The sequence below is a fragment of the Microbacterium sp. ARD32 genome (assembly GCF_031844385.1).
In the GTDB taxonomy this organism is placed as follows: Bacteria; Actinomycetota; Actinomycetes; order Actinomycetales; family Microbacteriaceae; genus Microbacterium.
Genome location: NZ_JAUZVD010000001.1, coordinates 618,350 through 637,197 on the forward strand (window position 1 = coordinate 618,350; position 18,848 = coordinate 637,197).

Below are 18,848 nucleotides of genomic sequence, written 5' to 3' on the forward strand. Positions count from 1 at the left end.
CTCGTGGGCGGGGATGCCGCGATTCGGGCCCCGCGAAGTCGCCCGCTTCGCCCGCGCCCGTGCGGTTCAGACCAGCAACTGGTGGCGGGCGAGGTCGCGGTACAGCGGTGTGGATGCCACGAGTTCGGCGTGCGTGCCCTGGCCGACCACGGCGCCGTCCTGCAGCACCACGATCAGGTCGCTGTCCACCACGGTCGACAGGCGATGCGCGATGACGACCAGCGTGCGGTCCTCGGCGGCGGCGTCGATCGCCTCGCGCATGCGCTGCTCGTTGACGCCGTCCAGCGACGAAGTCGATTCGTCCAGCAGGAGGATCGGGGCCTCCGTCAGCAGGGCCCGCGCGATCGCCAGGCGCTGGCGCTCACCACCGGAGAGCATCACGCCGTCCTCGCCCACCGGAGCGTCGAGCCCGAGCGGGCTGCGCTCCAGCACGTCGCCCAGGTTCACCGAGCGCAGCACGCGCTCGCAGTCGGCGTCCGTGGCATCCGGTGCGGCCAGGCGCAGGTTCTCGGCGAGTGTTCCCGCCAGGGTCGGGGCATCCTGCTCGACGTAGCCGAACTGCGCGCGCAGCCGCTCCCGCGGATAGGCGCGCACGTCGTGTCCGGCGAGCCGGATCGAGCCGCCGGTGGGATCGTAGAAGCGCTCGATCAGCGAGAGGATCGTGCTCTTGCCCGCGCCCGACGGCCCCACCAGCGCGACGCGCGCACCGCGCGGCACGGCGAAGGAGACGCCTTTGAGCACATCGCGATCCCCGTCGGCGGACACGCTGTCCCCGGCGTGCTCCAGGTGCGCATCCGCCAGCACGGTCTGCGCCTCCTTCGCCGCCGCTGCCCGCGCGGCGACGACCTCGTCCGGGTAGCGGAAGCGCACGTCGCGGAACTCGATCGCCGGAGCGCCGACGACAGGAGCGGCCGTCGTCTCGGCATCCGCATCGTCGCGCTCGGTCTCGGTGGGCAGGTCGAGGATCTCCTGGATGCGACCCAGCGCGCCCAGCGCCTGGTTCACCGAGGTGATGGCGCCGAACGCCTGTCCGAGCGGCATCACGAGCATGAACAGGAACATGATGAACGTCACGAGCGACGCGATGCTGAGCGCGCCGGATGCCACGCGGAACCCGCCGACGCCCAGCACCACCAGCAGTGACACCTGCAGCGCGATGCCGGCGACCGGCACGACCATCGAGGAGACCTTCGCGATCCGCACGCCCAGGCCGTAGGCCTCGCCGGCGAGCCCGTCGACGGCGGCCGTCTCGCGCTCGGTCGCGCCGGAGGCGCGCACGGTGCGGATGCTGGAGATGCCGCGTTCGATGCCGGATGCCAGCTCGCCCACCTTGTGCTGCAGGGCGGCGGACGCCGTGCGGATGCGACCGCTGAGCAGCACGACGACCACGACGGATCCGCCGATGACCAGCAGGATCAGCAGCAGGAGCAGCGGGTCGATGATGAGCATCGCGATGAGCGCGCCGACGAACAGGATCGCACCGCCGACGGCATCCGCGAGTCCCTGTGTCAGCACTGCGTAGAGCAGCGTCGTGTCGGTGCCGACCCGCGAGACCAGGTCGCCGGTGCGGCGGGCGTCGAACTCGCTGATCGGCAGGTGCAGGATGCGGGCGATGAGCTGCCGGCGGCTGGAGTGGACCACCGCTGTTCCGGTGCGCTGCAGCAGGTAGTGCTGATAGCCCGAGATCACGGATGCCACGATCACGAGCACGATGAGCAGCCAGACCAGGCTGCCCAGCAGCTCGCCGCTCTGCACGCGCTCGATGACCTGCCCGACCAGCAGCGGCTGCGCCAGTGACGCCGCAGCACCGACGATGCTGAGCAGCGCGACGACCACCAGCACCCTCTTGTGCTCGAACAGGAAGGGGAGCAGCTGGCGGAACGTGGCGCGCGGGCCGTCCTGCTGCGCGCCGCGCCCGCGTCGGCGTGCTGTCGCCGTACGGGGCATGGGGAACCTTCTTCTCGGGGAGCGGAGCCGGCGTGTGCGAGCCGGGCCCGGTCTATTGTCTGCCGAACTTCTTATGTGCGGCCTGTCTGGTGACGCCGAGCGCACTGGCGATCGCCTGCCAGGAGTATCCGGCCAGACGTGCGCGGCGCACCTGCACCTCCTCGGCGCGCGCGAGCTCGCGGCGGATGCCGGCGAGTCGATGCAGTTCGGCGATCGGCTCGCCGTCGGGACCGGTGGCGAGGGTGGTGTGCGACGTCATGATGTCAATCTACATTGACGCAGATGCTCTGTCAACCCGAGTTGACGATGCGCATCGGGCAGGATGGACGGATGCTGATTCCTCCGAAAGCGCAGCCCGGTGACCGCATCGCGATCCTCTCGCCCGCCTTCGCGGGGCCGGCGGCGGGCCCCGAGGTGCACGAGCAGGCGATGCGGCGCCTGCAGGAGCTGACCGGCCTCGTCCCCGTCGAGTACCCCACCACGCGACGGCTGGATGCGAGCGCGCAGGACCGCGCGGCCGATGTGAACGCGGCGTTCGCCGATCCGAGCATCCGAGCGATCATCGCGACGATCGGAGGTGACGACCAGATCACCGTCACCCCGCATCTGGACGCCTCGCTCGCGCTCGCCGACCCCAAGCCCTTCGTCGGTCACAGCGACAACACCAACATCTTGAACTGGCTCTGGCGACACGGCATCGCCGGCTGGTACGGCGGCTCCACGCAGGTGCACCTCGGGCCCGGGCCGTCCGTCGAGGACATCCACGCCCGGTCGCTGCGCGCCGCGCTGCTCGACGGCGGCGAGCTCGAGCTCACCGAGCCGGGGGAGTCCGAGGACTTCGGCCGGCACTGGGATGCGCCCGAGGCGCTGACGGAGTTCGGCGACCGCGAGCCCACCGAGCCGTGGACATGGTCGGGGCCGGCGAAGACCGTCAGCGGTCGCACCTGGGGCGGATGCCTGGAGGTGCTGAACCAGCTTGCGCTCGCCGAGCGGCTGCCGTCGGACGATGAGCTGGCGGGGGCGATCCTCGTGCTGGAGACGAGCGAGGACCTCACGCCCACGACGGTCGTCGCCGAGCAGCTGCGCGCCTACGGGGAGCGCGGGATGCTGGCATCCGTGGCGGGAGTCGCCTTCGCACGTCCCGCCGTGAGCTCCTTCGACGTGATGCCCTCGACCGCCGAGAAGGCGGCGCAGCGCGCCGCACAGCGCGATGTCGTGATCGAGCAGGTCGCCGTCTACAACCCGGATGCCGTCGTGTGCGTGGGAGTGCCGTTCGGACACACCCGCCCGCAGTGGATCGTCCCGTACGGCGGCGAGCTGACCCTCGACGCCGTCTCGCAGACCGTGAGAGCGCAGTACTGATGGACGCGCGCAAGTGGGTGCTGTTCGACGTCGGCGGCGTGCTCGAGATCGTCGACGACGACGCCTGGCAGGAGCTGTGGTGGCAGCGCTGGTGCGCGCGCACCGGCATTCCCCGCCCGGAGTTCGACGCACGCGTGGCTGGGGCGCAGCTGCCGCCGATCGACATCGTGGCGGGCAGGGAGGCGGAGTTCTGGAAGGGGCTCGGTGCGGCTCTGGATCTCGAGAGCGCGGATCAGGATGCCATGCGCGCCGACTTCTGGGACGCTTACTGCGGCCAGGCGAACACCGATCTCATCGAGTACGCGCGGTCGCTGCGGGACCGCGCGGGGGTGGCGATCCTGTCCAACTCCGCCGACGGCGCACGCGAGGAGGAGGAGCGGCGCTTCGGCTTCTCGCAGATCTTCGAGCCCATCTGCTACAGCCACGAGCAGGGCGTGAACAAGCCGGACCCGCAGGCCTACCTGCTGGCGCTGGAGAAGCTGGGCGCCGACGCCGCCGACGTGTTCTTCGTCGACGACCACCGGTTCGCCCTGGACGGGGCTGCGCGCGTGGGCATCCGCGGCATCCTGCACCGCGACAACGCGGCGACGATCGCCGCCATCGAGGAGTTCCTCGCGGGCTGACCGCGCCCTGGCAGCCCGCCAGGGGCTCCCCGACGGGGGCGTCACTCCTTCGCGCGGCCCGTGCCCAGGTACGCCTGGATGATGTCGTCGTCGGCGAGCAGCTCGTCGGACGCCCCGGAGCGGACGATCTCGCCGTTCTGCAGGATGTGGCCCTCCCGCGCGGCCTGCAGGGCGCGCCGGGCGTTCTGCTCGACCAGCAGCACCGTCGTGCCGCCGGCGAGCACCTCGTCGATCACGCCGAAGACCTCGTTGACGATCTTGGGCGCGAGCCCCATCGACGGCTCGTCCATCAGCATCAGCTTCGGCCTGGCCAGCATCGCCCGGGCGATGGCGAGCATCTGCTGCTCGCCACCGGAGAGCGAGCCGGCCGCCAGCTTGCGCCGCTCTCCCAGCACGGGGAAGCGCTGATACATCTCGTCGATGCCGGATGCCGCCCCCGCGCCGTACGAGCGCGCGCCCATCTGCAGGTTCTCGGCGATCGTCATGGTGGCCAGGATCTGCCTGCCCTCCGGCACCTGCACCAGACCGCGCGGCACGAGCCGGTGCGACTTGGTGCGCGTGACGTCGTCGCCCTCGAACAGGATCCGCCCGCCCGAGGGGCGCACGACGCCGGAGATGGCGTTGATGATCGACGACTTGCCGGCGCCGTTCGCGCCGACCAGGGTCACCAGGGTCCCTGCCGCGACGTCGAACGAGATGCCGCGCACGGCCTGCACGCGCCCGTACGACACCGTCAGGTCCTGCACGCTCAGCAGCGGCTCACTCATGGGTCTCCTCCTCGGCCGCGCCCAGGTACGCCTCGATCACGCGCTCGTCCGCCGCGATCTGCTCCGGGGTGCCGTCGGCGAGCACCTCGCCGAAGTTCAGCACGACGATGTGGTCGCAGGTGTCCAGCACCATTCCCACGTTGTGCTCGATGAAGATGATGGTCAGCCCGTCGGCGGACAGGTCCTTGATCAGCGCGCTGAGTCCGTCGGCCTCGACGTGGTTCATGCCGGCGGCGGGCTCGTCCAGGATCAGCAGCGACGGATCCGCGGCCAGTGCGCGGGCGATCTCCAGCCTGCGCTGATCCCCGTAGGAGAGCCCCTTGGCCAGCGTGTTCGCCTTGTCGAGCAGCCCCACCCGGTCCAGACAGCGTGCGGCGTGCGCGAGAGCGGTCCGCTCGTCGCGACCTGCGGAGGGCAGCCAGAGCAGCCGGCGCAGGAAGGTGGGACGGGCGACCACGTGCGCGCCGATCAGCACGTTCTCCAGCGCGGTGAGCCGGTTGAACAGCTTGGAGTGCTGGAACGTGCGCGTCACGCCGGCGGCCGCGATCTTGTGCACCGGGGTGCGGCCGATCGGAACGCCCAGCACGGTGGCCGTGCCGGAGGACGGCGGGATGAGCCCGGAGACCATGTTCACCAAGGTCGTCTTGCCCGCGCCGTTCGGGCCGATCAGACCGACCACCTCGCCGCTGCGGACGGTGAGGTCCACACCGCGCACCGCGTGCACGCCGCCGTACTCCTTCGCCAGCTGCTTCAGCTCCACGACCACCTCGCCGGCGGCCGGGTGCGTGCGCAGCGCCGGCTGCGCGGCATCCGTCTGCAGCGACGCGACGTCGACCTTCTGTCGGCGACGGGGGATCAGGCTCGCGATGCCGCCCGGCAGGAACAGGATCACCAGCAGCAGCGCCAGCCCCGAGATGAACGGGCGGATCCAGCCCGCCTCCACGCCGGTGACGCGCAGGATCTCCGGGAGCATGGTCTGGAACCCGCTGCCCAGGATGGGGCCGACGAAGTTGGCCGTGCCGCCGACGACCGCGGTGACCAGGCCGTCGATGGCGGTGCTGAACCCGAAGTCCTCCGGCGCCATCAGGCGCACGTAGTACGCCCACATCACGCCGTACAGCCCCGCGAGCACGCCCGCGGCCACGAACGCCGACAACCGGTGCCCGCCCACGTTGATGCCGATCGAGCGCGCTGCGAGCTCGTCCTCGCGGATCGCCTCGAGGGCGCGGCCGTAGCGCGAGCGGCTCTGCCGGGCGAACCAGTAGGTGACCAGTGCCAGCACCACCCAGGCGACCGCCGGGGTGAGGGTCTTGGGCACCGCCATGCCCTGCGCGCCGCCGGTCCACTCGGCGTTCAGCAGGAAGATGCGGATGGCCTCCGCGAAACCGAGCGTCGCGATCGCCAGGTACACGCCGCGCAGCTTCATGGTCGGCAGCCCCAGGATCACGGCGGTGACCGCGCCAACCAGCATCCCCACGACCATCGCGAACAGCAGCGTGGGCAGCGGGCCCCACTCGGCGGGCGGCGGGGTGAGAGTGGCGGCAGTGAAGCCGGCGATGCCGGCGAACCCGGCCTGCGCCAGCGACAGCTGGCCGGCGACGAGCACCGCGTAGAACGAGAACGCGAAGACGCCGTTGAGGGCGATGAAGACGAGGGTCGATTCGGTGAACAGCATCAGACCTCACGCACCTTGCGCTTGCCGAACAGCCCCTCGGGCCGCACCAGCAGGATGACGAACAGCAGCGCGAACGCGATCAGGTCGCGCCAGCTGGAGCCGATGTACTGGATGGCGAACACCTCGGCGATGCCGAGGATGAGGCCGCCCACCAGCGAACCGGAGAGCGACCCCATGCCGCCGACGATGATCACCGCCAGACCCTTCAGCTCGATCGCACTGCCCATGCTCAGCTGCGCGCTGTTCACGTTCAGGGCGAACAGCACGCCGGCCACCGCGCCGAGCGCCGTCGAGATCGCGAACGTCAGTGCCGTCACGCGATCGACGTTCACGCCCAGGACGCGCGCCGCGGTCGGGTTCTCCGCCACGGCGCGCATCGAGCGGCCCAGAGGCGAGCGCTGCACGAGCAGGCTGAGGGCGATCATCAGGCCCAGCGAGACCGCCAGGATGATGATCTGCAGCCAGCTCGCCGTCAGGTCGCCCAGCTGCAGCGCATCCTCGGGGATCGTCCCCACCGGGAACCGGCGCGTGTTCGGACCGAAAGCGGCCTGCAGCAGTGCCACGATCATCCCCGCCATCGCGATCGACGAGATCAGTCCCGCGAAGTGCGCATCCGGCCTGTCCTTGAGAGGACGGAACGCGATGCGCTCGATGAGCAGACCCATGATCGCCCCGAACGCGAACACGAGGATCAGCGTCAGCCAGATCGGCAGGTCGAAGGATTCGGTCAGCCAGATCCCCACGAACGCCGACGCGGCGAACACGGAGGGGTGGGCGAGGTTCAGTCGATCCAGGATGCCGAACACCAGCGTGAAGCCGATGGCGAACAGCGAGTAGATCGATCCGAGGAACAGGCCGTTCAGCAGCTGCTGCAGCATGGGGTCTCCCGGGTCGTGCGACGGTCAGGCGCGAGTCACTTCAGAACAGCGAACTTGCCGTCCTCGACGATCTGCACCACGGCGTCGTGCTCGGCGTCGCGGTCCTTGTTGATCGTCAGCGAGCCCAGCGGCGTGGTCAGGTCCTTGACGTCGTTCAGGCCCTTCTGGACGTCGGTGCGCTCGCCGGAGCAGTTCTCGCGGACGGCGTGGTCGAGCACCAGCAGGCCGGTGTACGCCTGTGCGGCGAACTGGTCCGGGCCCGAGCCGTACTCGTCCTCATAGGCCTTCATGAACGCGGTGTTCTCGGGGCTGTCCGAGGCGGAGTTCCATGCGGCGCCCACGATCACGCCCTCGGCGGCCGGGCCGGCGTCCTTCATCAGCTGCGGGTTGTTGAACCCGTTGCCGCCGATGATCGGCACGTCGATGCCCAGCTCGCGAGCCTGCGTGACCAGCGGGATGGCGGCCTCGATCAGGGCCGAGACCACGATCGCGTCGGGGCTCTTCTCCTTGGCGGCGGTCAGCAGGCTGCGGAAGTCGGTGTCCTTGACCGAGAACTTCAGCGTGTCGGCGACGTCGACGCCCTCGCCCTTCAGGGAATCGGCCATGACCTTGTAGCCCGACTCGGTGAACGCGTCGTCGTTGCTGTACATGACGACGACCTTCTTCAGGCCGAACTTCTCGGTGGCGGCCTTGATGGTCTGCGGGATGACCTGACCCTCGGTGAGCGAGTCGCGGAAGATGAAGTCGCCCTGCTCCGTGATGCCGGCCGCGGTGTTGGAGATCGCCAGCACCGGCATGCCCGCCTCCTGCGCGATCGGCTGGGCCTGGAACGCGGTGTTCGAGAGGGTGGGGCCGATCACGGCGCTGGTGCCCGCGGCGACGAACTTCTCGAACACTCCGATGGCCTGCTTGGGGTCGGTGCCGTCGTCCTCGATGGTGAGGTCGTACTTCACGCCCTGCTTGGCGTTGAGGTCCTTCAGCGCCAGCTTGAGGCCGTTCTGCTGCGACTCGCCGTAGCTGGCGGCCGCGCCCGTCAGGCTGAGCGCCGCGCCGATGGGCACGGCTCCTTCGATGGTGCAGCTGTCGCCCGAGCCGCTGCCCTTCAGGCTGCCGCCGGCGTCGCTGTCGCCGCCGCCGGTCGCGCTGCATCCTGCGAGCAGAAGGACGGATGCCGACAGCAGTGCCGCATTGCGGATGAGTTTGCGCATGTGAACCTCCGTGATCGTCGAGGCACACGATGGGGATGCCCTGGTGCGGGGCCGCCCGCGGATGACCGCGGGTGATCCGCGTTCACGCCGTCTTCAGCCTCGACGATGGGCGACGCAGTGCGCGGATGAATCGATCATACGCACGTGATGGCGCCGTTCACGACCGGGTGACATGTCACACGTCAGTGCCAGAACAGTCCGAGCGCCGCGTTGAGCAGCGTCAGCACGCCCACGCCCCAGAAGATCACCGCGGGCGTGGCCTCGTCGCGCTTCTGGCGCGCGACGCCGATGCCGATGAACGCGCCGATGATCAGCAGCACGACCAGCTTGACCGTGATCTTCAGGTAGAAGCTCATCCCCGGCTCCCAGCCCCAGATGGGCGCCGCGAACGCCAGGCCGGCGATCAGAGCGAGGCCCAGGCCCCAGTTCATCAGGCCGGTCAGCTGCTTCTTGCCGCCGAAGGCCTGCGCGGCCCAGGCGCCGAACAGCAGCGCGAAGCCGATGATGTGGACGAAGACGGCGATCTGCAGCAGGGTGCTCATGCCCTCAGGCTAGCCGAGAACGTCCCGCTCGGCTCAGCCCCGATCGAGCCCCTGCGCAACCCACTGGGCCCCTGAGCCTGTCGAAGGGTCGACCTCAGCCTCGCAGGTCGGCGATCACACGCGCCGTGCGCAGTGCGGCATCCGCGGCCTCCGCACCCTTGTCCTCCTTCGAACCGGGAAGGCCCGCGCGGTCCAGGCCCTGCTGTTCGTCGTCCAGCGTGAGCAGTCCGAAGCCGACCGGCTTGCCGGCGTCCAGCGACACCCGCGTCAGGCCGTCCGTGGCGGCAGCGGAGACGTACTCGAAATGCGGTGTGCCGCCGCGGATGATCACGCCGAGCGCGACCACGGCATCCGCCCCGCCGGCGAAAGCCGCCTGCGCGGCGACCGCCAGCTCGAACGAGCCGGGCACGCGCACGAGCGAGTGCTCGGCGCCCGCGGCGTCGAGCGTGCGCTGCGCGCCGGCGATCAGCCCGTTCGAGATCGCCTCGTGCCAGGTGCCGGCGATCACGACGACCCGCAGACCGGTGCCGTCGACGGGGGTGGGGGGTGTGGGTGCTCCGGCGCCGCTCATGCGTCGTCCTTTCCGCCGGCGAGCGCTTCGGCCAGCTCGGCCTCGCCGATGATGTGACCCATGCGATCGCGCTTGGTCTCGAGGTACTGGTGGTTGTTGGGGCCGACGCCGACGATCAGCGGAACCTGCTCGATCACGTCCAGGCCGAGCTCGCGCAGCTGCGTGACTTTATCGGTGTTGTTGGTGAGCAGCCGCACCTTCGAGACGCCGAGGTCGGCGAGGATGCCGGCGGCGGCGGCGTAGTCGCGCGCGTCGGCGGGCAGCCCGAGGGCCAGGTTGGCGTCGACGGTGTCCAGACCCTCCTCCTGCAGGCTGTACGCCCGCAGCTTGTTGATCAGCCCGATGCCGCGGCCCTCGTGGCCTCGCATGTAGACGACCACGCCGCCCTCCGCCCGGATGCGGTCCAGCGCGGCCTGCAGCTGCGGCCCGCACTCGCACTTCTGCGAGCCGAACGCCTCGCCGGTCAGGCACTCGGAGTGCACGCGCACGAGCGCGGTCTGGCCCGGGGTGCCCGAGACGACCGCGATGTGGTCGGTGCCGGTGATGCGGTCCTTGTAGGCCAGGAAGCGGAAGGTGCCGTGGGCGGTCGGCACGGTGGCGTCGGCCCGCAGGCTCACGCGGCGACCGGTCCTGCGCGTGCGGCAGTCCGCTTCGTCACGGGGGTCGACCGTGTTCAGATGCGCGATGAGCTGCTCGATGGTGATCACCGGGATGCTCTCGCGTTCGCCCAGCTCCTGCAGGGCGGGAAGGCGCATCATGCTGCCGTCCTCGGCGACGACCTCGGCGATCGCGCCGACCGGATGCAGCCCCGCCAGCCGCATCAGCTCGACCGCAGCCTCGGTGTGTCCGCCGCGCTCGCGCACGCCGCCGTCCACGGCGCGCAGCGGGAGGATGTGACCGGGACGGATGATGCTCGTGGCGGTGGAGGCAGGATCGGCCAGCACGTTGAGGGTGCGTGCCCGGTCGTGCGCGCTGATGCCGGTGGTCACGCCTTCGGCCGCGTCGACGCTCACGGTGTACGCCGTCGAGCGCGCGTCCTCGTTGCTCTCGACCATGGGCGGCAGGTTCAGGCTGTCGGCGAGGTCGGCGGGCATCGGCGCGCAGATCAGGCCCGAGGTCCAGCGCACCATGAACGCCATCACCTCGGGGGTGGCCAGCTCGGCGGAGATGATGATGTCGCCCTCGTTCTCGCGGTTCTCGTCGTCGGCGACGATCACGGGACGGCCTGCGCGCAGCGCGTCGAGCGCCGATTCGATGGTGGAAAGGCTCATCGCGAGCCTCCTTCCGGAAGGGAGCGGAACGCGAGCAGACGCTCGACATGACGGGCCAGGATGTCGGTCTCGAGATTGACGACATCGCCGGGGGCGAGTGAGCCGAGGATCGTGGCGTCGAGAGTCTCGGGGATCAGGGACACCTCGAACCAGGCGTCGGCGCGGATCGCTGAGCCGGGCGTGGGGAGCGCAGGACCGCTGACGGCACTCACCGTCAGCGAGGTGCCGGCCACGCTGATCGATCCCTTGTCCACCACGAGGGGTGCGAGGTCGTCCGGCAGCGAGAAGCGCAGCACGCGCCACTGATCGCCTGGCCGCACCTCGAGCACGGTGCCGGTGCCGTCCACGTGACCCTGCACGATGTGGCCGCCCAGACGGGCGCCCACGGGCATCGCCTTCTCGATGTTCACGCGACTGCCGACCTGCACGGCGCCGAGCGCCGAGACATCGAGGGTCTGCTTCATGACATCCGCGTCGAACGTGTCGGCGGTGGAGCCGACCACGGTCAGGCACACGCCGCTGACCGCGATGGACTCGCCGTGCACGGCATCCGACGCGGCCCTCGGCGCGCGCACGGTGAGGCGCCAGCCGTCGCCGGATGGCGCGATCGCGGCGATCTCGCCGATCTCCTCGATGATTCCGGTGAACATCAGTGCCTCTCCTCCAGGGCGGATGCGGGATGGGCGACGGCGAGCAGGTCGTCGCCCAGCGGAAGCCACTCGTCGATCACGAGCCTGCGCACGTCGGCGATCGTGCCGACGCCGATGTCCGTCAGCGCCACGCGCGGGCCGCCGAGCAGCACGGGGGCGAGGTACGCGAGCACCGTGTCGGCCAGCCCGGCCGCCAGAAACGCGCTGATCAGCGCGGGACCGCCCTCCACGAACACGCGCTGGAAGCCCCGCGCTCGCAGATCCGCCAGCACGGCGGTCAGATCGTGCGTGGAGTAGAACAGCGGCTCGCGAGGGTGGCGGCGCAGCGCGGCATTCGCCGGTGTCGCACGGATGCCGATGACCACCGGCACGGGCTGGCGCGCGTGCAGGTCATCGCCGTCGCGCGCGGTGAGCGACGGGTCATCCGCGAGCACCGTTCCGGTGCCGACGACGATGGCATCGGAGGCCGCGCGGCGACGGTGCACGTCGGCGCGGGCGGCCGGTCCGGAGATCCACTGGCTGGTGCCGTCGGATGCCGCAGCCCGCCCGTCCAGGCTCTGCGCCCATTTCACGGTGACGTGCGGACGGCCCAGGCGCTGCACGATCAGCCAGTCGGCGATGAGCTCGTGTGCGGCGTCCGCCTGCTCTCCGCACTCCACGTCCAGGCCCGCGGCGCGCAGACGCCGCGCGCCGCCGCCGGAGTCGGCGCCGGGGTCGTCGAGCGCGTACACCACGCGAGCCACGCCCGCGTCGATGAGCGCCTGCGCGCACGGGCCGGTGTGTCCGGTGTGGTTGCACGGCTCCAGCGTGACCACGGCTGTGGCGCCCTCCGCCTGGCCGGGGGCGAGCTTCGAGAGCGCGTCCACCTCGGCGTGCGGCGTGCCGGCACCGCGATGCCAGCCCTCGGCGATGACGGCGCCTGCGGCGGAGAGGATCACGGCGCCCACCTGCGGATTCAGTCCGCGGGGCCCGTTCAGCGCGAGGGAGAGCGCGCGCGACATCGCGTCGCGTTCCGCCTCGGTCACTGCCATCGGTCGTCCTCGTCTGGTTGACCGGGGCCGGCAGCGCGCACGATGACGTCGCCCGTGCTGCCTCTCTTCCGGACTAGCGAGCTGCTGCTCGCATCACCGTCGGTTCCGGGATTCCACCGGATCGGCGCCTGTCGCCAGGCGTTCGCGGACTGTCACCGCCGGTTCGGATTCTCACCGACCCCGGAGCACGTTGATGCTCTGAGTCTACTCAACGCGGCCTGACGCGATTCATTCCCCGTAATAGAGCTCACTTCAGCAGGCGCGAGAGCCGCCGGTCGGCGAGGACCTTGCCGCCGGTCTGGCAGGTGGGGCAGTACTCCAGGCTGCGGTCTGCGAAGAACACGCTGCGCACCGTGTCGCCGCAGACCGGGCAGGCCTCGCCGCGGCGGGCGTGCACCTGCATGCCGCGTCGCTTGGCGTCCTTCAGATCCGCAGGTGGCTTGCCGGCGGACTCCGCGATGGCCTCGCGCAGCGTCTGCTGCATGGCCGCGTAGAGCTGGTCGATCTGCGCGTCGTCCAGGCCCGCGGCGGGCGCGTAGGGCGACATCTTCGCGGCGTGCAGGATCTCGTCGCTGTACGCGTTGCCGATGCCCGCGATCAGGTTCTGGTCTCGCAGCAGGCCCTTGATCTGCATCCGCCTGCCCGCCAGCAGCGCGGCGAACGCGTCTCTCGTGAAGGCCGCGTCCAGCGGGTCGGGGCCGAGCCGGGCGATGCCGGGAACGTCCTGCGGGTCGCGCACCACGTACACGGCGAGCGACTTCTTCGTGCCCGCCTCGGTCAGATCGAACCCGCTGTCGTCGTCCAGGGCGACGCGCAGGGCGATCGGACTGCGGCCGGGCTTGATCAGCGTCGTCGGCAGGGCCTCGTACCAGCGCAGCCATCCCGCCTTCGCGAGGTGGAAGACCAGGTGCAGATCATCGCCCAGGCTCAGATCGATGAACTTGCCATGACGTGCGGTGCCGGTGATCGTGGCGCCCTGCAGGGCGGTGATCTGCGGATCGAAGGTCTTCAGAGCCGCGATGGCGGCCACGCTGACGCGCGTGACCGTGCGCCCCGTGGCGCGCTCGCCGAGGAAATCGACCAGACCCTGCACCTCCGGCATCTCGGGCATGCAGACATCCTGCCATCCGCATCCGACAACCGACAGGGCTGACTCGCGTCAGAGAACCGGCCAGTCCACCGGTGTGCGGTCGTCGGATGCCAGCAGGCCGGCGATCCAGCCGTCGTCACGACCGCGACCGCTGGTCAGCCCCAGACGCAGCATCCCCTCGTACCGGAATCCGAGCCCGCGGGCCGTGCGCGCCGAGGGCACGTTGCCGACCACGGCCCGCCACGCGAGACGCGCGAGCTTCAGCTCGTCGAACGCGTAGTCGACGACCGCGCGCCCGGCTTCGCCCACGACGCCCTGGCCGCGATGGGCGGCGGTGCCCCAGTATCCGATCTCGGCCTCGCCGCCGTGCGGGTGGGAGGTGATCCTGTGCAGGCCGATCATCCCCGCCAGGTCGCCGTCGCGCCGGATCGCCCAGACGGTCTCGACGCCGTCCGCCCACCAGCCGGCGACGAGCTCGACGAAGTCCTCGCCGTCCTTGCGCGTGTAGGGGCTCGGCACGGTGGTCCAGCGCGGCACCTCGGGATCCTGGCAGGCTGCGGTGATCGCATCGACGTCGTCGACGGTGGGGATGCTGAGCACGAGCCGCTCGGTGCGCAGGGTGACGGGTTCCATCGCACCAGCGTAAACGCGCGCTCGGTAGGCTGTGGACGCGGCCGATCTGCCGTCTGCAGGGAAGGATGGCCGTGTCGATGCAGCGCTCATCGCCGAGGGGCGTGCTGATCTCGCTGCTGGCATCGGTGATGTTCGCAGCCATCTTCTACCTCGCCGGACACCTGAGCTCCTCGGCCGAGGTCGTGTTCGCCTGGCGGGTGCTCGCGACCCTCGCCCTCTACCTCGCGGCGCTGTGGCATCCGGCCACCCGGGATGCCCTGCGCGTGTACGTCCGCCGACTGCGCGCCCGCTGGTGGATGCCGCTGCTGGCGCTGTTCCTGACCGCCATCGTCGGCGTGCAGCTGTGGCTGTTCATGTGGGCGCCGATGAACGGACACGGTCTCGGCGTCGCGCTCGGCTACCTGCTGCTGCCGATCAGCCTGGTGCTCTGCGGGCGCTTCTTCATGCGGGCTCGGGTGAGTCGGCTGCAGTGGTGCGTGGTCCTGCTGGCGGCGATCGCGGTGACGGTCAAGCTCGTAGCCACCCCGCAGCTGTCGTGGGTGACCTGGGTGATCTGCGTCTTCTACGCCGTCTACTTCGTTCTGCGCCAGCGCTTCGGGCTGGATGGACCGATCGTGTTCGGCGTCGAGCTCGCGATCCTGACACCCGTCGCCGTGGCCATCCTGCTGCTGGCGACGCCGGGACCGGTCGGCGCACAGGAGCTGGCGGGTCTCGCGGCCGTCGGCTTCATCGGCGGCATCGCGATGGTGCTCTACCTGGCGGCATCAAGCCTGCTGAGCATGCCGGTCTTCGGACTGCTCAGCTACGTCGAGCCGGTGCTCCTGGTCGGGATCGCGCTGCTGCTCGGCGAGCGGATGCGGGGCGCGGATGCCGTGGTCTACGCCACCCTGGCCGTCGCCCTCACGCTGCTGGCCGTCGAGGGGTTCCGGGCGAGTCGGCGCTCGCGCGGCTGAGCTCATGGCGGCGCGATGTCGGTGGGCGGACAGTAGACTTCTCCGGTGACTGTTCCGGGGATTCTGCGCGCCTTGGAAGAGGCGAACCTGTACCGCGACGCCCTCACCTGGGCGAAGACCGATGCCGAGATCTCGGTGGTCGACGGGCTCGACGCCCCGGTGATCGCCGGCCTGCTCGACAAGCGCGCGCAGGGCGGCCTGCCGGCATCCGCTCTCGTCGTGACGCCGACCGGGCGGCGCGCCGAGTCGGTCGCGGCGGCTCTCGGCTCGTATCTGGCGGATGCCGAGATCCTCACCTTCCCCGCCTGGGAGACGCTGCCGCACGAGCGGCTGAGCCCCAGCCCCGACACCGTCGGCCGCCGTCTGGAGACGCTGCGGCGCATCACCACCTGGTCCGGAGAGAAACCGCTCGTGGTCGTGGCGTCGGTGCGCGCGGCACTGCAGCCGCTGGCGGCCAACCTCGGCGAGGCCGCACCGCTGGAGCTGCGGGTGGGCGCGCGCGGCACCGAGCTCGAGGATGCCGTGGAGCGGCTGGTCGAGCGCGCGTACTCCCGCGTGGACATGGTCTCGCGCCGCGGCGAGTTCGCGGTGCGCGGCGGCATCCTCGACGTCTTCCCGCCGACGGCGGATCACCCGCTGCGAGTGGAGTTCTTCGGCGACGAGATCGACCAGATCCGCGCCTTCTCGGTCGCCGATCAGCGCTCGCTTCCGGGCGAGGTCGACGTCGTCGAGCTGCCCGCCAGCCGGGAGCTGCTGCTCACCGCAGACGTGCGCGAGCGCGCCGGGGCTCTGGTCGGCCGGTTCCCGGCCATCTCCGGGATGCTGGAGAAGATGGCCGAGGGCATCCCTGTGGAGGGCATGGAGTCGCTGCTCCCGGCGGTCGCCGGCCCCCTGGTGACGCTGTCCGAGTACCTGCCCGCCGGGTCGGCCACCGCCATCGTCGACCCCGAGCGGGCGAGCGGCCGCGCGCAGAACCTCGGCGAGACCAACCGCGAGTTCCTCGAAGCCGCGTGGAGCGCGGCGACCTCGGGAGCGTCGGCTCCCATCGATCTGGGTGCGGGCGACTTCATCTCCATCGCGCGCCTGCGCGAGATCGTGCGCGAGCGCGACGGCGTGTGGTGGCGGCTGAGCCCGTTCGCGGTCGACGACGCGGATGCCGAGAACCTGGATTCCTCGATCATCCCGTCCTTCCACGGCAGCGTCGACGGCGCGATCGCCTTCGTCGAGGCGCGGCTGGGTCAGGGATGGCGCGTCGTCGTCATCGCCTCCGGCCAGGGGCTCGTCGAGCGCGCCCGCGACGTGCTGAGCGATCGCGGGCTGGCGGCCCGCATCGTCGACGACCTGGTGGAGACACCCGAGGGTGGTGTCGCGAGCCTGACCTGCGGCAGCGTCGAATCCGGCTTCCAGGTGCCCGAGGCGAAGCTCGCCGTGCTCACCGACAGCGAGTTCTACGGCCGCACGATCGGCGGCGACCAGCGGGTGGTGCGCAAGCTCGCCTCGCGCCGGCGCAACGTGGTGGATCCGCTGCAGCTCAAGCAGGGCGATTTCGTGGTGCACACCACGCACGGCATCGGCCGCTTCGTGGAGATGACCAAGCGCGAGGTGTCCTCCGGCGGGCGGAACGCGGTCAAGTCCACCCGTGAGTACCTAGTGCTGGAGTACGCGCCGTCCAAGCGCGGCTACCCGGGCGACAAGCTGTACGTTCCCACCGATCAGCTCGACCTGCTCTCGAAGTACGTCGGCGGCGAGGCGCCCGTGCTGTCGAAGATGGGCGGCAGCGACTGGTCGGCTGCCAAGGGCAAGGCCCGCCGGGCCGTGCGCGACATCGCCGTGGAGCTGGTGAAGCTGTACTCGGCGCGCATGAGCGCCAAGGGGCACGCCTTCGGGCCGGACACGCCGTGGCAGCGCGAGCTGGAGGAGGCGTTCCCGTTCGCCGAGACCCAGGACCAGCTGCAGACGATCGACGAGATCAAGGCCGACATGGAGCGGCCCATCCCGATGGACCGGCTGCTGTCGGGCGACGTCGGCTTCGGCAAGACCGAGGTGGCCGTGCGCGCGGCGTTCAAGGCGATCCAGGAGGGCAAGCAGGTCGCGATGCTCGTGCCGACCACCCTGCTGGTCAAGCAGCACATGGAGACCTTCACCGAGCGCTTCGCCGGGTTCCCGGTGCAGGTGCGCGCGCTCTCGCGCTTCCAGACCGACAAGGAGGCCAGGCAGACCCTGCAGAGGCTGCTGGACGGGTCGGTCGACATGGTGATCGGAACGCACCGCATCCTCACCGAGAAGGTGCTGTTCAAAGACCTCGGGCTGATGATCATCGACGAGGAGCAGCGCTTCGGCGTCGAGCACAAGGACGCGCTGAAGAAGCTGAAGACCAACGTCGACATCCTCGCCATGAGCGCCACGCCCATCCCGCGCACGCTCGAGATGGCGGTGACCGGCATCCGTGAGATGTCCACGCTGCAGACGCCGCCCGAAGACCGGCATCCGATCCTCTCCTTCGTCGGTCCGCGCAGCGACAAGCAGATCGCCGCGGCGATCCGGCGCGAGATCCTCCGCGAGGGCCAGGTGTTCTTCGTGCACAACCGGGTGCAGTCGATCCAGCGCGTGGCATCCGAGCTGGCCGAGCTCGTGCCCGAGGCGCGGATCGCGGTGGCGCACGGCCGGATGGGCGAGGCTCAGCTCGAACAGGTCGTGGACGACTTCTGGGAGCGCAAGTACGACGTGCTCGTGTCCACCACGATCATCGAGACCGGGCTGGACATCTCCAACGCCAACACGATCATCATCGACCGCGCCGACAAGTACGGCCTGTCGCAGCTGCATCAGCTGCGCGGGCGGGTGGGCCGCGGTCGCGAACGCGCCTACGCGTACTTCCTGTACGACGACTCGAAGCCGCTCAGCGAGACCGCCGCCGACCGTCTGCAGACCATCGCGGTGAACAACGACCTCGGGTCGGGCATGCAGGTCGCGCTGAAGGACCTCGAGCTGCGCGGCGCCGGCAACCTCCTCGGCGCCGAGCAGGCCGGTCACATCGCCGGCGTCGGCTTCGATCTCTACCTGCGCATGATCGGCGAGGCCGTGGCGACCTTCCGCGGCGAGGAGACCTCGTCGGATGTCGAGTTGCGTCTGGAGCTGCCGGTGGATGCCCGTATCCCGGAGCACTACATCGACAGCGAGCGGCTGCGCCTCGAGGCGTACCAGAAGCTGTCCGCCGCAGCGGGTGCCGGCGCGGCGGACGACGCGATCGACCTGGTCGCCGAGGAGCTCGTCGACCGGTACGGCGCGTTGCCTGAGGAGGTCGAGACGCTCGTGGCCGTCGCGCGGCTGCGTCGTCGGGCGGCCCGCGCGGGCCTCACGGATGTCGTGGCGATGGGATCCAACCTGCGCATCGCGCCGGCGCGCTTCGAGGACTCCATGCAGGTGCGCCTGAAGCGACTGTACTCGAAGGCGAAGCTCGTCGGCGGGGGAGAGGCGCTGGTGGTGCCGATGCCCGCGGACTCCGACCTGATCGAGTGGGTGGGGAACCTGTTCACCGCCATGTTCCCGGAACCGGTGAAGGCGGCCGCGCTTCCGGTCTGACCGACGCGCACCTGGCGCGGAGAAGTGCGCTTCGCGCGGAGCGGATGCCGGATTCCATCCGCGGC

Annotated in this window: 17 protein-coding genes; 4 read left to right on the top strand and 13 right to left on the bottom strand. The window is 70.4% G+C overall.

The annotated features are described in order from the left end of the window. Window positions 1-66: 66 nt before the first annotated feature. Complete coding sequence (locus Q9R19_RS02830; RefSeq protein WP_311254828.1) at window positions 67-1,947, bottom strand: ABC transporter ATP-binding protein; 1,881 nt, start codon at window positions 1,945-1,947, stop codon at window positions 67-69. 52 nt (window positions 1,948-1,999) lie between these two features. Beyond that, entirely contained in the window at window positions 2,000-2,206 is a 207-nt protein-coding gene (locus Q9R19_RS02835; protein WP_311254829.1) for an AsnC family protein, read from the bottom strand. A 71-nt stretch (window positions 2,207-2,277) separates the two neighbouring features. Here Q9R19_RS02835 and Q9R19_RS02840 point away from each other — a divergent pair, with 71 nt between their 5' ends. Beyond that, window positions 2,278-3,309 (top strand): LD-carboxypeptidase, encoded by a 1,032-nt coding sequence (locus Q9R19_RS02840; RefSeq protein WP_311254830.1) that lies wholly within the window; start codon window positions 2,278-2,280, stop codon window positions 3,307-3,309. Beyond that, entirely contained in the window at window positions 3,309-3,932 is a 624-nt protein-coding gene (locus Q9R19_RS02845; protein ID WP_311254831.1) for an HAD-IA family hydrolase, read from the top strand. Before Q9R19_RS02840 ends, Q9R19_RS02845 begins: the two co-directional genes overlap by 1 nt. Window positions 3,933-3,973: 41 nt before the next feature. Here Q9R19_RS02845 and Q9R19_RS02850 read toward each other — a convergent pair whose 3' ends face one another. The 11 genes from Q9R19_RS02850 to Q9R19_RS02900 form a co-directional block, all read right to left on the bottom strand. Further along, complete coding sequence (locus Q9R19_RS02850; RefSeq protein ID WP_311254832.1) at window positions 3,974-4,699, bottom strand: ABC transporter ATP-binding protein; 726 nt, start codon at window positions 4,697-4,699, stop codon at window positions 3,974-3,976. After that, entirely contained in the window at window positions 4,692-6,374 is a 1,683-nt protein-coding gene (locus tag Q9R19_RS02855; RefSeq protein ID WP_311254833.1) for a branched-chain amino acid ABC transporter ATP-binding protein/permease, read from the bottom strand. The genes Q9R19_RS02850 and Q9R19_RS02855 overlap by 8 nt, the downstream gene beginning before the upstream one ends. Continuing rightward, window positions 6,374-7,252 carry a branched-chain amino acid ABC transporter permease gene (locus tag Q9R19_RS02860; protein ID WP_311254834.1) on the bottom strand — a complete coding sequence of 293 codons (879 nt, stop codon included), beginning with the start codon at window positions 7,250-7,252 and terminating at the stop codon, window positions 6,374-6,376. Before Q9R19_RS02860 ends, Q9R19_RS02855 begins: the two co-directional genes overlap by 1 nt. 35 nt (window positions 7,253-7,287) lie before the next feature. Next, window positions 7,288-8,460, bottom strand: coding sequence for an ABC transporter substrate-binding protein (locus tag Q9R19_RS02865; RefSeq protein WP_311254835.1), 1,173 nt, complete (start codon window positions 8,458-8,460; stop codon window positions 7,288-7,290). A gap of 182 nt (window positions 8,461-8,642) precedes the next feature. Next, window positions 8,643-9,002: a Fe-S protein gene (locus Q9R19_RS02870; RefSeq protein WP_311254836.1), complete on the bottom strand. Its 360-nt coding sequence runs from the start codon at window positions 9,000-9,002 to the stop codon at window positions 8,643-8,645. Window positions 9,003-9,096: 94 nt separating this feature from the next. Continuing rightward, the gene (gene ribH / locus Q9R19_RS02875; protein WP_311254837.1) at window positions 9,097-9,573 is read right to left on the bottom strand and encodes a 6,7-dimethyl-8-ribityllumazine synthase; all 477 of its coding nucleotides are present in this window, start codon (window positions 9,571-9,573) and stop codon (window positions 9,097-9,099) included. Then, a complete protein-coding gene (gene ribA / locus Q9R19_RS02880) occupies window positions 9,570-10,844 on the bottom strand; it encodes a GTP cyclohydrolase II (protein WP_311254838.1) in 1,275 nt (424 codons plus the stop codon). The genes ribH and ribA overlap by 4 nt, the downstream gene beginning before the upstream one ends. Then, window positions 10,841-11,494 (bottom strand): riboflavin synthase, encoded by a 654-nt coding sequence (locus Q9R19_RS02885; RefSeq protein WP_311254839.1) that lies wholly within the window; start codon window positions 11,492-11,494, stop codon window positions 10,841-10,843. The genes ribA and Q9R19_RS02885 overlap by 4 nt, the downstream gene beginning before the upstream one ends. Further along, window positions 11,494-12,525 carry a bifunctional diaminohydroxyphosphoribosylaminopyrimidine deaminase/5-amino-6-(5-phosphoribosylamino)uracil reductase RibD gene (ribD, locus tag Q9R19_RS02890; protein WP_311254840.1) on the bottom strand — a complete coding sequence of 344 codons (1,032 nt, stop codon included), beginning with the start codon at window positions 12,523-12,525 and terminating at the stop codon, window positions 11,494-11,496. The genes Q9R19_RS02885 and ribD overlap by 1 nt, the downstream gene beginning before the upstream one ends. Window positions 12,526-12,772: 247 nt before the next feature. Further along, window positions 12,773-13,636 (bottom strand): DNA-formamidopyrimidine glycosylase family protein, encoded by an 864-nt coding sequence (locus tag Q9R19_RS02895; RefSeq protein WP_311254841.1) that lies wholly within the window; start codon window positions 13,634-13,636, stop codon window positions 12,773-12,775. A gap of 48 nt (window positions 13,637-13,684) precedes the next feature. Next, the gene (locus tag Q9R19_RS02900; protein ID WP_311254842.1) at window positions 13,685-14,248 is read right to left on the bottom strand and encodes a GNAT family protein; all 564 of its coding nucleotides are present in this window, start codon (window positions 14,246-14,248) and stop codon (window positions 13,685-13,687) included. Window positions 14,249-14,325: 77 nt separating this feature from the next. Between Q9R19_RS02900 and Q9R19_RS02905 the strand changes: the two genes are divergently transcribed. Both Q9R19_RS02905 and mfd read left to right on the top strand, forming a co-directional pair. After that, window positions 14,326-15,201 (top strand): EamA family transporter, encoded by an 876-nt coding sequence (locus tag Q9R19_RS02905; protein WP_396653455.1) that lies wholly within the window; start codon window positions 14,326-14,328, stop codon window positions 15,199-15,201. Between the two features lie 45 nt (window positions 15,202-15,246). Beyond that, window positions 15,247-18,783 carry a transcription-repair coupling factor gene (mfd, locus tag Q9R19_RS02910; protein ID WP_311254844.1) on the top strand — a complete coding sequence of 1,179 codons (3,537 nt, stop codon included), beginning with the start codon at window positions 15,247-15,249 and terminating at the stop codon, window positions 18,781-18,783. The last annotated feature ends 65 nt before the right edge of the window (window positions 18,784-18,848 follow it).